The organism is Parafrankia soli, assembly GCF_001854695.1.
Classification (GTDB): Bacteria; Actinomycetota; Actinomycetes; order Frankiales; family Frankiaceae; genus Parafrankia; species Parafrankia soli.
The window spans coordinates 37,790-52,900 of the sequence record NZ_MAXA01000242.1 but is presented as its reverse complement, the minus strand read 5'-3'; the positions used below and the strand labels follow the sequence as shown (position 1 = coordinate 52,900).

General features: G+C 67.5%; 13 protein-coding genes and 4 pseudogenes. 9 read left to right on the top strand and 8 right to left on the bottom strand.

Going from position 1 to position 15,111, the window contains the following annotated elements; genetic code table 11:
* Positions 1-163, bottom strand: a 163-nt coding sequence (locus BBK14_RS26400) for a transposase (RefSeq protein WP_131802432.1), incomplete at its 3' end; no start/stop codon positions are given.
* A gap of 378 nt (positions 164-541) precedes the next feature.
* Here BBK14_RS26400 and BBK14_RS26395 point away from each other — a divergent pair.
* Positions 542-1,183: a DUF6328 family protein gene (locus BBK14_RS26395; protein ID WP_420849196.1), complete on the top strand. Its 642-nt coding sequence runs from the start codon at positions 542-544 to the stop codon at positions 1,181-1,183.
* Between the two features lie 323 nt (positions 1,184-1,506).
* Here the strand turns inward: BBK14_RS26395 and BBK14_RS26390 are convergent, their stop codons facing one another.
* Positions 1,507-2,028 carry a DUF6191 domain-containing protein gene (locus tag BBK14_RS26390; protein WP_131802431.1) on the bottom strand — a complete coding sequence of 174 codons (522 nt, stop codon included), beginning with the start codon at positions 2,026-2,028 and terminating at the stop codon, positions 1,507-1,509.
* A gap of 479 nt (positions 2,029-2,507) precedes the next feature.
* Between BBK14_RS26390 and hpnR the strand changes: the two genes are divergently transcribed.
* The 3 genes and pseudogenes from hpnR to BBK14_RS26375 all read left to right on the top strand — a co-directional run bounded on the left by hpnR (position 2,508) and on the right by BBK14_RS26375 (position 5,778).
* Positions 2,508-3,992, top strand: coding sequence for a hopanoid C-3 methylase HpnR (gene hpnR / locus BBK14_RS26385; RefSeq protein WP_071065945.1), 1,485 nt, complete (start codon positions 2,508-2,510; stop codon positions 3,990-3,992).
* Between the two features lie 33 nt (positions 3,993-4,025).
* Positions 4,026-4,643: pseudogene (locus BBK14_RS26380) on the top strand (SAM-dependent methyltransferase); the annotation flags it as partial.
* A 931-nt stretch (positions 4,644-5,574) separates the two neighbouring features.
* Positions 5,575-5,778 (top strand): cold-shock protein, encoded by a 204-nt coding sequence (locus BBK14_RS26375; protein ID WP_007507818.1) that lies wholly within the window; start codon positions 5,575-5,577, stop codon positions 5,776-5,778.
* A 302-nt stretch (positions 5,779-6,080) separates the two neighbouring features.
* Here the strand turns inward: BBK14_RS26375 and BBK14_RS35945 are convergent.
* Positions 6,081-6,427 (bottom strand): annotated as a pseudogene (locus tag BBK14_RS35945) (DDE-type integrase/transposase/recombinase); the annotation flags it as partial.
* Positions 6,428-6,494: 67 nt separating this feature from the next.
* A complete protein-coding gene (locus tag BBK14_RS26370) occupies positions 6,495-6,707 on the bottom strand; it encodes a hypothetical protein (protein WP_071065944.1) in 213 nt (70 codons plus the stop codon).
* Positions 6,708-7,409: 702 nt separating this feature from the next.
* Between BBK14_RS26370 and BBK14_RS26365 the strand changes: the two genes are divergently transcribed.
* Genes BBK14_RS26365 through pspAB form a run of 4 tightly spaced genes read left to right on the top strand, consistent with a single transcriptional unit; the run spans position 7,410 to position 9,997 of the window.
* Positions 7,410-8,189: a PspA/IM30 family protein gene (locus tag BBK14_RS26365; RefSeq protein ID WP_083391266.1), complete on the top strand. Its 780-nt coding sequence runs from the start codon at positions 7,410-7,412 to the stop codon at positions 8,187-8,189.
* Complete coding sequence (gene pspAA / locus BBK14_RS26360) at positions 8,186-8,464, top strand: PspA-associated protein PspAA (protein WP_071065942.1); 279 nt, start codon at positions 8,186-8,188, stop codon at positions 8,462-8,464. Before BBK14_RS26365 ends, pspAA begins: the two co-directional genes overlap by 4 nt.
* 7 nt (positions 8,465-8,471) lie before the next feature.
* Positions 8,472-9,407 carry a zinc metalloprotease HtpX gene (gene htpX, locus BBK14_RS26355; RefSeq protein WP_241831862.1) on the top strand — a complete coding sequence of 312 codons (936 nt, stop codon included), beginning with the start codon at positions 8,472-8,474 and terminating at the stop codon, positions 9,405-9,407.
* Positions 9,408-9,418: 11 nt separating this feature from the next.
* Positions 9,419-9,997 (top strand): PspA-associated protein PspAB, encoded by a 579-nt coding sequence (gene pspAB, locus BBK14_RS26350; RefSeq protein WP_071065941.1) that lies wholly within the window; start codon positions 9,419-9,421, stop codon positions 9,995-9,997.
* A 90-nt stretch (positions 9,998-10,087) separates the two neighbouring features.
* Here pspAB and BBK14_RS40665 read toward each other — a convergent pair.
* From BBK14_RS40665 to BBK14_RS41780, 4 genes and pseudogenes are all read right to left on the bottom strand, one after another.
* Positions 10,088-10,473, bottom strand: a pseudogene (locus BBK14_RS40665) (IS1634 family transposase); the annotation flags it as partial.
* 200 nt (positions 10,474-10,673) lie between these two features.
* On the bottom strand, positions 10,674-11,960 hold the full coding sequence (locus BBK14_RS26345; protein WP_071065940.1) for a cytochrome P450: 1,287 nt from the start codon (positions 11,958-11,960) through the stop codon (positions 10,674-10,676).
* A gap of 426 nt (positions 11,961-12,386) precedes the next feature.
* The gene (locus tag BBK14_RS26340; protein WP_198541444.1) at positions 12,387-12,614 is read right to left on the bottom strand and encodes a hypothetical protein; all 228 of its coding nucleotides are present in this window, start codon (positions 12,612-12,614) and stop codon (positions 12,387-12,389) included.
* Positions 12,615-13,025: 411 nt separating this feature from the next.
* Positions 13,026-13,244: pseudogene (locus tag BBK14_RS41780) on the bottom strand (hypothetical protein); the annotation flags it as partial.
* 325 nt (positions 13,245-13,569) lie between these two features.
* Between BBK14_RS41780 and BBK14_RS26335 the strand changes: the two are divergent.
* Positions 13,570-14,838 (top strand): EAL domain-containing protein, encoded by a 1,269-nt coding sequence (locus tag BBK14_RS26335; RefSeq protein ID WP_071065938.1) that lies wholly within the window; start codon positions 13,570-13,572, stop codon positions 14,836-14,838.
* The last annotated feature ends 273 nt before the right edge of the window (positions 14,839-15,111 follow it).

Below are 15,111 nucleotides of genomic sequence, written 5' to 3'. Positions count from 1 at the left end.
GGTAGAGGATCGCGTTGAAGACTTCACGGAGGTCGACGGAGGCGGGTTGGCCGGTGGGCCGGCGGTCGAGCCGGGCCTTCCGCCAGGCGTGCAGAGCCGGGGCGATCAGCTCCCAGCGGGCGTCGGACAGGTCACTGGGGTAGGGCTTGCGGGGGCTGCTCATGTCAGATGCTCCTACCTGCCCGGTGGGCCCTCAACCGCAGGAGCGGACACCGGTCTCCCGGCCGGGAGGGATTTTCCGGGCCATCGCCGAACCAGACGGGCACCGAGCCGCATATCCACGCTCGATGGATGCTGTGATCGCAGTTTCGGGACGCACGGACATGCCCCTACAGGGCGAAAGGCACAAAAGCCGTCGGCATCAAAGGCGACTTATCGTCACCAGGACTACGTAAACATCCAGTGAGAGCGGGCACCGCTTGTCGGCGGGAGTTGGCCGCAACCCGGATGGGCGGGGTGCCCGTGTAGGCAGGACGGCGTCGTGAAGGTCATCCTGCACCCGTAGCGAGCGGTGACGACACCGATCATACCGGTGCTGATCATGACGGCTGATCGCGACGGAGGGCCGCTCGTCTCTGCCCGCGGCCGCCTGAGCGGTATCAATGCGGCCGAATCGGGTAGCTGGAAGATCATGGGTGAGATTGCGGGGACGACGGTCAAACAGGACCATCAGGACGGGGTTGACGAGGAGGACCGCGGTCGAGAGGGCCACGGCCGAGAGGAGCGCGAGTCGGCGCAGGAGCGCCTCAACCGGAACTGGGCGGAGATCCTTCAGGAGCTGCGGGTCGCGCAGACCGGGGTGCAGCTGCTCACCGCGTTCCTGCTTGCGTTACCGTTCCAGAACAGGTTCGCCACGCTAAGCAATAATCAAGAGTGGCTCTACCTCGCGGTGGTGGCACTGTCCATCCTGGCCACCGGCCTGCTGATCACGCCGGTGAGCCTGCACCGGGCGATGTTCCGCAAAAGGGAGAAGGAAACCCTCGTCGTCGTGGCGAACCGGCTGGCGCAGGCAGGCCTGGCGGTGTTCTCGGTGGCTGTGTCCGGCGTCGCGGTTCTCATCTTCGACGTGACCAAGAATTTCACCGTCGGCATCATCGCCGGAGTGCTCACACTGATGCTGTTCGCGACGCTGTGGGTCGCGGTTCCCGCCGCCCTGCGACCCGCGCCGACCCCTGAGCACTGACCGGCGGACCTGAGGGCCGGTTCGTGCCGCGGGCAGGACCACTACTCCGCCAGGAGGACGCCGGCGCCGGGGAGCCAGCCCGATCACGGGTGGCGGGCTGCCCGGAGCCGGTGTGCCCGGTCGACCATCGCGGTCAGGAGCTCGACCGGGCGCCGGATGGTTCCGATCAGCCTCTCCTTCATGGTTGGCTGTGCACACCACATCGCGCCCGCCGCCGCAGACCGCAACGGTCGTTACGGGCAGGGGCGACATCGAACCTCGAAACCGCGAACTGCGAGGACGTCGGTCTGGTCAGCGGTTCGGCTGCGGAAGCAATGCACCCATCAGTCGGCCTCCCGGACACCGGGCTTTGTGGGCGAGGCAGCTGGCGCCGCCACAACGGGTAGGCGGACGATCGCCTGACCGGGCTCGAGGTGCTTGTGAGGAGGAGCGCTCTCGGAGTCGTCGTCGCGGAGGATCTCTTCGGTGCGGCGCTGCTCGATCTGGTGCCGCTTGCCGGCGTAGAAGCTGGCTTCCAGTTCGTCGAGCGCGATCGTGGACACGCTGCGGCCTCCAGGCCGTCGTTGCCACGGAAGCCAGCTGCGGGTGGTTGCCCACGCGGTGAAGCGGTCGACGGCGGCAAGCAGGATCAGGGCGCAGACGAGTCCGGGAATAGTCATGAACCATAGGAGCGCCACAGCCTGAAGACGATCCCCGCGATCGTCTGGTTCCGGTTGCTGCCCGCACCTACTGCCGCTGGTGCCAGCCGGTGCTCCTCCGGGCAGGTTGTTCAGGATGTGGGTGGCGCCAGCATCGCCAACACTGCGATCAAGAGCGTCGCGGTGTTCGGCGATGCCCTCGCGCACACTGTCATGATCCTATCCGCCTCGGCTCCACCACCGAGAATCTGATCGGTGGAGGAATCGGCCGCAAACCCTGACGAGGGTCGCGACGCTGCTCGGAGCGGGAGCTGTTGCGACACTCCCGTACGTGGGCGGGCAGGGTGCTGCAGCAGGTAGGGCCCGAGCAGCTTCACGATCGAGGTGACCGTGACATCGGCTCGCATAAAATGCACTGGCATGGCGGATCTGTTCCGCGGATAGGGCAAGGAGCCAGCCGAGACGTTGCCTGTGAACGCCGTCGGCCATGAGGGCCGTCCGGCGAGGCGATCCTTGATCCCACTCGTCTGGTAGACGATCGTGTTGAACCGCCCCGGTGTGTCATGAGTCTCCGGACACGCCGGGGGGATTCACCACCCCACGGACCGCGTCCGATCGCGCAACAGCGGTATGTGGACGGGCTCCGGGGTAATCCGGAGACACGGCCAACGGAACGAGGCGATGCCATGCGTGTGCTGCTGGTCCATCCCAGTGCGTTGATGTATTCGGAGATCTTTCTGCGACTCGAGCCTCTGGGTCTTGAACGCGTGGCCGCATCGCTGCTCGTGGCCGGGCACGAGGTCCGCCTGATCGATCTGCAGACCGCCGACATACGGGACTACACCCGAGCGCTGGCGGATTTCCGGCCGCATACCGTGATGTTCGGCCTGAATTACCTGGCCAACGTCCCAGAAGTCATCATGCTCGCGAAACAGGCTAAAATCACCCGACCAGGATGTTTGGTGATCGCCGGTGGTCACAGCGTCTCGTTCATCGCCCAGCACCTCCTCGAGAACTGCGACGAAGCAATCGACGCGGTGGCCCGGGGAGAGGGCGAGGTCGTCGCTCCCCGGATCCTCGAAGCCGACTGGGACAGCCTCACCGAGGTCCCGGGAGCCGTCACCCGCGCCGGGTCCGGGCCCCCACCGACCATGCTGCCCACCCTCGACGAGCCGCTACCGGCCCGTTACCTGCTCGCCCGCCGCAACCGGTACTTCATCGGCGAGCTCGACCCGTGTGCATCGGTGGAGTTCACCCGCGGCTGCCCCTGGGACTGCTCGTTCTGCAGTGCCTGGACGTTCTACGGGCGCAGCTACCGGCGGATGTCGGCGGACGCGGCCGGACACGAGCTCGCCTCCATCCGTGAGCCCAACGTCTTCCTCGTCGACGACGTGGCCTTCATCAAGCCCGACCACGGCAACGCCATCGCCGACCAAATCGAACGCCGCGGCATCCGCAAGCGCTACTACCTGGAGACCCGCGCGGACGTCCTGCTGCGCCATCCCGAGGTCTTCCAACGCTGGCGCCGGCTCGGCCTGACCTACATGTTCCTCGGCATGGAGGCCCTCGACGCCGAGGGACTCGACCTGTTCCACAAGCGCATCTCCCCCGACGAGAACATCAAGGCCCTCGAACTCGCCCGCAAGATCGGCATCACCGTGGCGGTGAACCTAATCGCCGACCCCGCCTGGAGCCGTGACCAGTTCCGGCTGGTCCGACAATGGGCCCTGTCCGTACCGGAAATCGTCCACCTGACCGTCATGACGCCCTACCCGGGCACCGAGATCTGGCACACCCAGTCCCAGAAACTGACCACGCTGGACTACCGCCTGTTCGACATCCAGCACGCGGTCACCCCGACCAGCCTTCCCCTCGACGAGTTCTACCGCGAACTCGTCGCGACCCAGGCCGTACTGAACCGCAAGCATCTCGGCGTCAAGGCACTGGCCGCTACCGCACGTATCGTCGCCGGGCATCTCACCCACGGTCAGACGAACTTCCTGCGCATGCTCTGGAAGTTCCCACGGGTCTACAACGCCGCGCGGCTCCACGCCGAACACGGCCAGCCCGCCCACTACTGTCTGCCCGCACCGACCCACGCAGGGGTGAGCCACCGGCGACGCGAGCTGTACATTCACCAGCCTATTCACACCTCGTTTCACAAAGACTGATAAACGGCGGCGTGTCGGGTCAGGAGGGCCCGCGTCCTGGCCGCGAAGCACTGTATCCGCCAGTTCCTGGACATCGGTACCAGGCCGCCGACCGCACCGAACCTGCACGAGGTCACCCAGAAGGTCGCGCCGGAATCGCGGATCGTCTACGTCGATAACGATCCCATAGTGTTGGTCCACGCGCGGGCCCTGCTCACCAACACCCCCGAGGGGCAGACCGCCTATCTCGATGCCGACCTCCACAACCCAGAAGGGATCCTGGAGTCCGAGCAGCTGCGGGAAACCCTCGACCTGAGCCAGCCCGTGGCGGCCAGTCTGATCGCGATCGTGCACTTCATCGCCGATGACACGGTCGTGCGGGACCTCATCAACCGGATCATGCGTCCGCTCCCGGCGAGCAGTTTCCTGGCGCTTTCCACCACTACCGCCGACAGCGCACCCGAGGAAGTTCACGCTGGCGAGGCCGCGTACAGGGCCAACGGAATTCCGCTGATCGCGCGCGACAAAAGCACGGTGGAGCGTTTCTTCCACGGGATGGAACTCCTCGACCCCGGCGTCGCGCTCGTCCACCACTGGCATCCCGACGACGAGGCGGCTGCGCTGGACGACGCCCACGTGTACATGTACGGCGGAGTCGCCCGGAAACCGTAGGATGCGCGCTGTCAGCGTCAGCCTGGTGTCGCTGGCCATGACAGAGATCCGGCTACTGGACATGAGCGAGAAATGCGTCGACGTGCCGTTTCCGACCGGCCTTGCCCACTCGATGCGCCACCAGCGCACGAAAGCACGATCTTGCATCGTAAGGCCAGAGCCTGCGATGAATTCGCCCGCCGGATCCAGCGGGTCAGCGTCGCCCGCTCCTCTTCCGCCAGCACCAGGTTGACCATCGGCCGCCCCGTCCTCGCCACGGACCCAGCCGTACTTAATCAGCGAACTCAGGTCCAGGAAACTAGCTGGCGATGCAACAGATATACATATCGATGCCCACATGACATTGATGGGCCCGAGTTACGTTCGATAATCGATGGCTCAGACGGAGGGCAGCCCGACGATCTATGCCGTCTCAGGGCCTCGGTGGTAGCAGCCCCTCCCGCGCGGTCCGATTCTTTTCCCGCAGCCCTGCGTCGGCCTTCAGTAGCGTGCCAGCGGTGATCCCGCCACCCCAGCAGCAGAACGTCGGGGATGCTTGCGGCGACGAGCGACACCGGCGCTGGTAGACTGATCCGCAGCTCGACCAGCGAGCCGTGGACAACCAGGACCGCGGCGACAGACCCCGTCTGGACACCGCTTCCCGCTCCGCCGGTGCCTCGTGCGCCTTTGACGTCGGTCCCCAGCGTCTGGTTCCGTTCCCAACCCCGTGACTTCCGCCGCGGCAGGCCTCCCGACGGCAGGCAACGGGTTGGCGTGATGAGTGGTAGGTTAGTCCTGTTGCAGTTGTAGGTTCCTCGAACGTATGGACGCCCGCAGATTCCGACAGCGGGCGTTTGTTGCATTCCGACCAGTTCGACAGTGGGGGCGATCACGCTGCGGCACCCCGGCCGCACCAGGCGGCCCCGGTTCGGCTCCCACGGAGGAGAAGCACATGGCTCAGGGCACTGTTAAGTGGTTCAACGGCGAAAAGGGCTTCGGGTTCATCGCGCAGGACGGCGGCGGCCCGGACGTTTTCGTTCACTACTCGGCGATCGACAGCGCGGGCTTCCGTAGCCTGGACGAGAACCAGCGCGTGGAGTTCGACGTCACGCAGGGCCAGAAGGGCCCGCAGGCGGAGCACGTCCGCCCGGTCTGACGCGCACCCGCAGACGTCTGCGTCTCGGGCGCCCAGCATTGATCGTTAGATGCACTGAACAGCTGCGCGGGTCGGTATCCGACCCGCGCAGCTGTCGTTGTGTCGACGGCACGTCCGTACAGGCCATGATCGCGGCGTGTGAACGTGAAGGGGAAGCGGCAGATTCGGGCGTCCGGCGCTCCTCCGCTGGCCTTCGTCCCGCGCACCGGTAGCGACCGAACCCCTGGGGACTCCCACCGACGACCACCTCAACCGAAACAGGCCAGCTCACAGGCCGAAACCCGGATTGCGGAGCCCCACAGGTCGGCCTCGGTCCAGTTGTTCTCTCGGGCGGCGTCGACGTGGCAGGACTCGGGCAGCAGCCCGTCAAGGAGCCGTGGGTAGACCGGGGCCTTGTCCGTGGTGACCTCGACCGGCCGACGTCCATACGCCAGCGCCCGGGCGAAGAACCGCCGGGCAGCCGCCCGGTCACGCCGAGTACTGGCGAGAACGTCGACGTCGAGGCCTCGGCGAGCAGCTCCTCGACGTCCCGGTACGACAGCGCGAACCGCAGGTACCACCGCACCGCCAGCACGATCACCTCCGGCGGGAACCGGAACCCCGCGAACTCCGACCTCGGAGCCGATGGACAGACACGACGTCGACGCACCGCTCGATCATGAACGATCGACAGCCGCGAGGGCGGACTTCGCCAACGCAACAGACATCCGGCCAGCTTAGTGGACAAAGACCAGGGTCCCGCCCGGGGTGACGGACACCTCGACCACGCCTTCCATCGCTAGCCGTTCGTACACTTGTTCGACCAGGTGGTCAATTTCGTCATCGTTCTTGAACGGCATCGCCGCCGCAAGCTCCGCGAAGAGCTCCAAGGCTACCGGCCGACACGAGGGGCATAGATCGGTAGGCCCGAGCGCGGTCTCGACCGTCATGACCCCTTCGGTTCGATTACATGCTAGATAGTCACACTTGGTCATAGGACGAGACCTTCCGGCAAGCGCCCTCCAGCGGCTGGCTCCCTACTGAATCTGAGGGCCTTTCAGGTACCTACCCAAGCTCCCCCTATCCGAATCACCCCGTTCCTCCGTCTACGGCTGAACGCAGGACGTTCGCGGGGTTGCGTCGGGGCCGAGCTGGGGTTTCGCGCAGGCAAAGATCGTCATTCGCGGCCGGGCGACGGCTTCGAGCGGGAGGTCTGGCGGCATGGGCACCAGTCCTCCCCACACCCGTGGGTGTGATCCGGCCAAGACGTCTGAACGGGATGCGTTGTGGGAGTGAACAGCCCCGGAGAAGCTGCTTGCCCGCCTCGCTGCCCACCCCGGTCGACCCTGACCAGCTGGATGACCAGTGACGGGACGAGGAGGGAGTGTGTCCGACTGCCGGTCGGGTAGCCCGGGGGTGAGATCCCCCCGGGTTACCCGGTCGCCGTCGCCCCACGACCTTATTGAAAACGACTGTCACCGCTAATAAGCTACCCGGCGCGACGTTGACATGGTCATGTCTCCTTTCGTGTTGGGAAGAACCCCCGCGCGGGCGGGGACGACGCCGGTGCGGAAACAGATGGACCCGCTCCCGGGTTGCCGGCGGCGCCCGGGGAATGCCCACCATGGGCCACCCGGCGGAGGGAGGCACCGATGAGCCTGAGCCGACGGTTGGCATTGGTGTTCCGGACCAAGGCCAGCAAGATCCTGGACCGCGCGGAGGACCCACGGGAAGTTCTCGACTACTCCTACCGGCGCCAGCTCGAACTCCTGCAGCAGGTACGCCGCGGCGTCGCCGACGTCGCTACCAGCCGCAAGCGGCTGGAGCTGCAGGTGCGGCAGCTGCAGGAATCCGGCGGCAAGCTGTCGGAGCAGGCCCRGCAGGCGGTCGCTGCGGGCCGCGACGACCTCGCCAGGGAGGCGCTGAGCCGGCGCGGCGGGGTGACCGGGCAGATCGAGGACCTCGGGCGGCAGCATGCGTCGCTACGGGCGGAGGAGGACCGGCTGATGCTCGCTGCGCAGCGGCTGCAGGCGAAGGTCGAGGCGTTCCGGACCCGCAAGGAAACGGTCAAGGCGACCTATACCGCGGCCGAGGCGCAGACGAAGATCGGCGAGGCGTTCGCCGGCGTCTCCGAGGAGATGGGCGACGTCGGGCTGGCGATCCAGCGAGCCGAGGACAAGACCCAGCAGATGCAGGCCAGGGCGGGTGCGATCGACGAGTTGCTCGCCTCCGGTGCACTGGACGACGCGACGGCGACCGGGCCGAGGGACGACATTCAGGCCGAGCTGGACCGCCTGTCGGCGACCACCGACGTCGATCGCGAGCTGGCCACGATCAAGGGCACGCTGCCCGCCGCGGGGCCGCCGCGGGCGATCGGGACCGCGTCGCCGGGCGCCGAGCCGGAGGCTCCGCCGCTGGAGGGAAGGTCATGATCATACGCATCCTCGGCGAGGGACAGTTCGACGTTCCCGACAGCGAACTGGATGCACTGAACGTCCTGGACGAACGGCTGGTCACAGCCATCGGGTCGGACGACGAGGATGCCTTCCACGCCGCGGTCGACGCACTGCTGGGCCGTGTCCGCGAACTCGGCTCGACGCCGCCGGCGGACCGGCTGGCGCCGTCCGATCTGGTGCTCCCGGCCGCCGACACGACGCTAACCGAGGTCCGCGGCCTGCTCGGCGACGAGGGTCTGGTCCCAGGCTGAGGAGTCGATGATGGTCGTGCGTGCGCCGCGACGATTCTCCGCCGACCGCGGGCTGACGGTCCGGATGCTGGTGACCGTCTTCCTACTCGGGCTGGTCTACGTCGCCTTCGTGGCCGTCCTGATCGGTATCGGTCTGTCGCCGGTCCTGGTCATCGTGATCGCCGGGGGCCTGCTGTTCGCCCAGTACTGGTTCTCCGACCGGATTGCGCTGTACGCGATGGGCGGCCGGGTCGTCACCCCGCAGCAGGCGCCGCAGCTGCACGGTGTCGTCGACCGGCTGTGCGCGTTGTCTGACACACCCAAACCGGCCGTTGCCGTCGCGGACGTCGATGTGCCCAACGCGTTCGCGACCGGCCGGAACCCCAAGCGGGCCGTTGTCTGTACCACGACCGGGTTGCTCCGGCGGCTGGACGCCGAGGAGCTCGAAGGGGTGCTTTCCCACGAACTGTCTCATGTCGCGCACCGGGACGTGGCGGTGATGACGGTTGCGTCCTTCCTGGGGGTGCTCGCCGGGCTGATCACCAGATTTAGCCTCTATTCCGGAATGTCCGGCGGACTCGGCCACACGGACGACGACGACGACGAGGACAGCGGCACCCTCGTCGTTCTCGTGGTGGTACTCGTATCGACCATGGTCTATGCAATGTCGTTCGTGCTGACCAGGRCACTCTCCCGCTACCGCGAGCTGGCCGCGGACCGGTCCGGGGCGCTGCTCACCGGCCGGCCATCCGCGCTCGCGTCCGCGCTGACCAAGATCAGCGGCGATATGTCCCGCATCCCGACCCGCGACCTGCGGGCAGCCGAACCATTCAACGCGTTCTTCTTCGCGCCGGCGGTGGCAGGCGGGTTCAGCCTGTCCTCGCTGTTCTCCACCCACCCACCCCTGGACACCCGGCTGACGCGGCTCGCCCTGCTGTCGGCCGAACTCGGCGAGGCCAGATAGCAGGTCGCCGGATGCGGATCCTCGACGTACTGCTCGGCCGGTCCCGACCGGTCCAGCCGAACCTGGACCGGCTGTTCGCGCTGCCTGCTGCGGCCGTGACCCTGCAGGTGCGGTCGCAATGGCGACCCACCGGGGTCGGATCGGTATGCGTCAAACCCGCGGAGGGCGGCGCGTTCGCCGGCCTGCAGGGGGAGATCGACCGGTTGCTCGCGCTCGACGGCGGCCGGTACGAGCGTCGGACCGACGCGTACGGCTACGTCTGGTTGATCCGGCGGACGGCGACCGAGGATCTCGCCGGGCTGGTCACCGATCTCCATGCGGTCAACGCCGCGCTGACCGACGCCGGCTTCGGCGCGGCGCTGCTATGCACCGTCGTAGCGTTCACCGACGACACCCGGCCGCTGGGGTTGATCTACCTGTACAAGCGGGGCACCTGGTACCCGTTCGCGCCACTCGACGATGAGCGTCGCGACAACCCGCTGGAACTCGAGGTCAGGGCAATCCTGGCGGACGACCTCCCGATCGAGCCCGATCTGTCACGCTGGTTCCCGGTTTGGGGCTCGCCCGGTCTCGACGCACCGCGGCCGTAGGTCCCCGGAGGGGTCGCACCGCACACATGACCCGTTCGCTTGCTCCAGAAAGCGGTCCGAGGATCATTCCGAAACCAGTTCCTAGGCCATTTAGTGCGTGCCGTGGATCGCGCCAAGGGCGGTGTGGAGGTCTTCGGGGAGGGGGTCGGCGTCGGTGATGGTGGGTCACCGGCCTGGATCGTGATGGTGCGGTAGCGGYGGGCGGTCGTGACGAACTTCTTGATGGACCAGCCGGTCGTGTTCTCGATTCACCGACTGACGGCGAGGGCGGCGAACACGATGGTCAGGTGCGCCTCGGTCGACTCGCGGATATGGTGGTAGACAGGTCGGGCGGCGAGGTCGGACTTGCTCGTCCGGAAACTCTTCTCAACGTTTAGCAGCCGACTGTAGGCGGTGATCACCTGGTCGGGGTCGGGGTTCGCCAGGTTGGCGGCGTAGCCTTTGATCCCCGCCAGGGCGCGGTTCTTCGCTTCCAGTTCACAGGGGTTTTCCCCGCGACGACTTTTTCCGCCTTGCCGATCAGGTCAACACCGGTGGCCGAGTTCCGGCACCCCACAGGGGCTGTGCACGCGGGCGCAGACCACAATGATCATGTCCGGCGGGAAACCGGACTCCGGACCTCCGCGGGGCGGCGGCCGACGCCCGGGCGGCGCCGACCGCGCCCGGTGCTTCGGTCTCATCCGACCGATCGGCCCGCCTGTTCCGTCTGGTCCGCCGGGCTCGCATCCGGCCGGGTGCCTGCAGCCTCCAACCGGACTCGCAGGCTTCGCAGGCCGCGGATGGTCAGGGTTTCGCGATAACTCGGCGCCGGATCCAGCACGGTGAGGCCCGGCGCGTGGCGCAACAGCGTCGCCAGGACGATCTCGAGCTCCATCCGGGCGAGTTGTGCCCCGAGGCAGAAGTGCGCGCCAAGCCCGAACGCCAGATGGCGAGGAGCCGACCCGGGACCGGCGAAGCGGGTCACATCCAGCCGGTCCGGGTCAGGGAACACCCGCGGGTCCCGGTTGGCGCCGGCGATCAGGATGACGACGGCCTCGCCACGGGCGAAGACCCGGCCGGCCAGGCGGCGCTCCCGGAGCGCGACCCGGTTGGTGAACTGGACCGGGGGATCGAACCGGAGCAGCTCGTCCACGGCCGCGGGGATCAGGTCAGGCCGCTCGCGAAGCAGGTCGAGCTGGTCGGGATGACGGTTGAGTGCCAGCACCATGTTCCCGGTCATGTGCACCGTCGTCTCGTAGCCGCCGAAGAGCAGCAGCACACAGATGTCAAGCAGCTCCGTCTCGGTGATGCGATCGCCGGCATCGTCGATCGCGGCCAGTTGGCTGATCAGGTCCGGGCCGGGCCGTGCGCGGCGCTCGGCGACCAGTCCGCGGAAGTACTCACCGAAGGCCGCCGCGGCGGTCGCCCGGTCGCGTAGCTCATCCGCGGAGAGGAGCGCATCCGGGTCGAGGCCCCTGGCCAGCGCCCGAGCCCAGGCGTCGAACCGCTGGTAGTCCTCAATCGGAGCGCCGAGCAACTCACAGATCACCGTGATGGGCACGACCGCGGCGAGATCACTGACAAGGTCGAACTCGGCGCTGCCGAGGGCCCTGTCCACCAGGTGCTCGGCGGTCCGTTCGACAAGCGGGCGTAGCCGGACCACCTCGCGGGGAGTGAACGCCTTGCTGACCAGCCCGCGCAGGCGGGTGTGGTCCGGTGGGTCCATCCGGATGAAGGAACCCGGAATGTCATCGGCCGCGACCCCCGGCCGGATGGGACTGATCCCAGCGGAGTATCCGTGGCCCCATCGGGGGTCGCTCAGGACCGTCATGCAGTCGTCGTGTCCGGTGACCAGGTGAGCGCCGAGCGGGGTCGGGACGAGTGGACCCAGCTCGCGGGCAGCACGGTAGTAGGGATACGGGTTGGCGCGGTTCTCGGGGCTGAGCATGGCGAAGACCGTCTGGATCGGGTCGGGGGCAGGCATCGTCCTCGGTGTCTCCTCGCGTCGTCGCCCGCCCGACATCCCGCCGCCCGCCCGGCAACACCCTCGCACAACAGACATCAGCGATCAGCCGGGCGAGGGGAACAAGCTGGCCCTTTGCCTCTCGTACACTGCCCGGACCCGGGTTCCCCCAGCCCGGCGAATCAGCACCCGCTATCGAACGATCCAATCCCTCCGCGGTGGGCCAGCCCACCGACCAGCAGTGACCACCCGCTCCACAACGGCAACGGAGGGTGTGCTGCAGCCAGCCGGCGCGTTGATCGGGAAGGCCGGGTAGAAATGCGTCGCTGTCACATCGGCTCTGAGGCAGAGMTGCATCCACCGCTACCGGCCGATCTTGACCGGACCTTTCCCGTCTGAGGACTGAGCATCCGGCCTCCGAGCATCTTGCGGACGCTCATGTCCTGATCATCCGAGGGATGCACTCCCTCGATCGCCGGCCGTGGCGGCCTGTGGGATCACCTCGCAGCGTAGGACTGCCGCCTCACCTTCCGGGGTCTCGATGACCTCGCCGGTGGGCCGGTACACCACCGTGTGCGGGTTGAGCCATGACGTGCCGAAGGTGAGCGTCTGGCCAGGGCGGACCACGAAGGTGCCGCCGTGGAAGGGCCCGTCGTCCAGGATCGCAAGCGTCACGTCAGACAGCACCATGCTCGGTGACTTTAGGTGTCCTCCTCGGGCGTCGCCATGCGTCGACAGACGATCAGGACGTTCTTCACGTGACGGCGACTTCCGTCCCATGGGGAGCGTATGCCGCGAACGGCGGCTGTATGGTCTGGGCACCGTTACCACCTGGGCGCTCCCCGGTCACGGGCAAGGCCACCGGTCCGCCCGAAGCGTCGGTGYCGGTCTACTCAGCGGGTGCGGGACGCGGGAGCACGGCCACGTCGACCACGAGGGGCCGAGGGGCCACACCAGACCAATCATGACCAGCCCAAGCCTGGGTCGGAGGGTGTGGAGGGGCCGGCGGCGCGGGCCGCGACGATCCGGTTGAATCCGCCCTGTCCGGCCCGGTCGCGGACCAGGAACTGGAAGTCGGTCGCTCGATAGTCTGTCGGTGCATTCGCGGCGGGCGGGTCCGCTCGGCGTTCCGCGATCGCGTTCGCCTGCGAGGCTTGCGGAGGTGTGCGCACCACGTCGATACCGGCTCCGGCAAAGGTAGCGTCGAATGAGGCCGTGAACTTTGTGTCGCGGTCATGGATGAGGAACCAGGAACCGGTGGCTGTGCTCCTCGAGGTCCATCGACAGGTTCCTGGCCCGCTGGGTACCCACGCTGGGGAGTGTCCGACTGGCCTTGTGGGGTGCCAGAACGGTGCTACCGGGGCTGGCCGCCCGGGACGCTCAATGGGCTCAGCGGTCGCGACGGGAGGCGTCGGGAGCGAGGTGGGTGAGTAGCTTCTCGGGTGCCGTTCAAGGGCTGTTCCGTAATCTGGGCGCCGGGGCCTGGAGCTGCCTGGTGGATCATGTCGGGGTGCAGGTCATCTCCGCGCCCGGCGATCGACGGAGCGGACCCCGACCCGTCTGGCTGCTCCGGAGACTTCATGCCGGGCCCGGTGAGGGCACCCACACCGAGCCGGGTAGGTCTGACGGTATGGGAACGCGGATGGCGTCCAAGGGGTCCTGTCTGGGCCCGCGGATCAATGTTTCCGAACCGGGCTCGATACTCCCCGACCTGGTGGCGGTTCTGCGCCGCCGGTTACGGATGGACGTCGGCTGGCTCGGCCGGTTCGTCGACGATCTTCTGGTTCTCGAGGTGCTGTGCGGGGACGCAGGGCGGTTCGGGCTCAGCCCGTACTCGACGGTGCGACGCCCGGGGTCACTGTGGGGAGCAGTCGAGCGGGGCGATCTGCCGTCGCTGGTGCCCGACACCCGCGCGGATCCTCGTGCCGCTGAGCTGGCGGGGGCGCGGGAGCTGGGTGTGCGTGCCTTCGCCGCGGCGATGCTCACCGACAGCGAGGGCGAGCCGATCGGCATGATTGGCTGTATGGGAAGCGAGCCGATCCCGGCGCTGCCCCAGCACGATGGCGGCTTCCTGCGCCTGCTCGCGCGGTTCCTCACCGACTTCGTCATCGATGTTCGCGACCTCTGGGACAGACAGAGCCGAACCTGGCGCGAGATCCGTGCCGCGCTGGACGGCGCCGCGCTGCGGACCACCTTCCAGCCGGTGGTCGACCTGCACGCGGGCCGACGTGGCCGGGTCGTCGCGGTCGAGGCACTGACCACGTTCCCCGTCTTGGACAGCTCACCCGAGGACGTGTTCAAGAAGGCGACGACGGTCGGCTTGGGCCCCGAACTCGAACTGGCCGCACTGGGCCGGGCCGTTCAGTCACTGCCCGACATCCCGCCCGGGATCACGCTGGCGATCAACCTGTCGGCCGCGGCGCTGGCCGACGACGCGGTTGAGCTGATCCTGTCGACCGGTTCACCCGAGCGCCTGGCAGTCGAGATCACCGAGCACGAGTACATGGTGGACAGCGACAACCTGGCACGGGCCTTCGACACGCTGCGCGGCCACGGCACCCACATCGCCGTTGACGACGTCGGCACCGGTTACGCCGGCCTTGAACAGCTCCTACGACTACGACCGGACATCATCAAGATCGACCGGTTTATTACTCACGGTATCGACCGTGATCCGGCCCGGAGGGCAGTCGCCGCCGGCTTGACGACAGTGGCGGCCGCGATCGACGCGAAGATCGTCGCCGAAGGCGTCGAATCACACTCTGAAGTAGAAGCCCTCCGGGACGCGCACATCCGATACGCCCAGGGTTATCTCCTCGGCCGTCCCACCCCCGACATCCACGACGCGTGCTCGAGACGGCCGAGGTGCCAGCAAAGGGAGCGTCCGAGAAACGGGTAGCGCCGGGACTGTTGCATGCCGCCGGGAATGGAGGGCTTTGTTGCGTTGAGGGGTGGTGGGACGCGGCGGTCCCGGCTGGTGCTGTCGGCGACTCCTGAACACTGACCCCCCTGTGGCGCGGTGGGTTCGAGCACTCGTCGGCGTCGGGTCCCGGGCCGGCCTGCTGCGGACGTCCCCGCAGCCTCGGCGAGGAGGGGTGACCTGCGGCCGGACTCCTGCAGCCGTTGGCTCGCCGGATCGGAACGCAGGCGCCAGTAACTGGGATGCCGCCTG

What these genes read in the sequence shown, in the direction of transcription:
- BBK14_RS26395 (WP_420849196.1), top strand. Translation starts at nt 542, where the DNA reads ATGACGGCTGATCGCGACGGAGGGCCGCTCGTCTCTGCCCGCGGCCGC.
- hpnR (WP_071065945.1), top strand. Translation starts at nt 2,508, where the DNA reads ATGCGTGTGCTGCTGGTCCATCCCAGTGCGTTGATGTATTCGGAGATC.
- BBK14_RS26375 (WP_007507818.1), top strand. Translation starts at nt 5,575, where the DNA reads ATGGCTCAGGGCACTGTTAAGTGGTTCAACGGCGAAAAGGGCTTCGGG.
- BBK14_RS26370 (WP_071065944.1), bottom strand. Translation starts at nt 6,707, where the DNA reads ATGACGGTCGAGACCGCGCTCGGGCCTACCGATCTATGCCCCTCGTGT.
- pspAA (WP_071065942.1), top strand. Translation starts at nt 8,186, where the DNA reads ATGATCATACGCATCCTCGGCGAGGGACAGTTCGACGTTCCCGACAGC.
- pspAB (WP_071065941.1), top strand. Translation starts at nt 9,419, where the DNA reads ATGCGGATCCTCGACGTACTGCTCGGCCGGTCCCGACCGGTCCAGCCG.
- BBK14_RS26345 (WP_071065940.1), bottom strand. Translation starts at nt 11,960, where the DNA reads ATGCCTGCCCCCGACCCGATCCAGACGGTCTTCGCCATGCTCAGCCCC.
- BBK14_RS26335 (WP_071065938.1), top strand. Translation starts at nt 13,570, where the DNA reads ATGGGAACGCGGATGGCGTCCAAGGGGTCCTGTCTGGGCCCGCGGATC.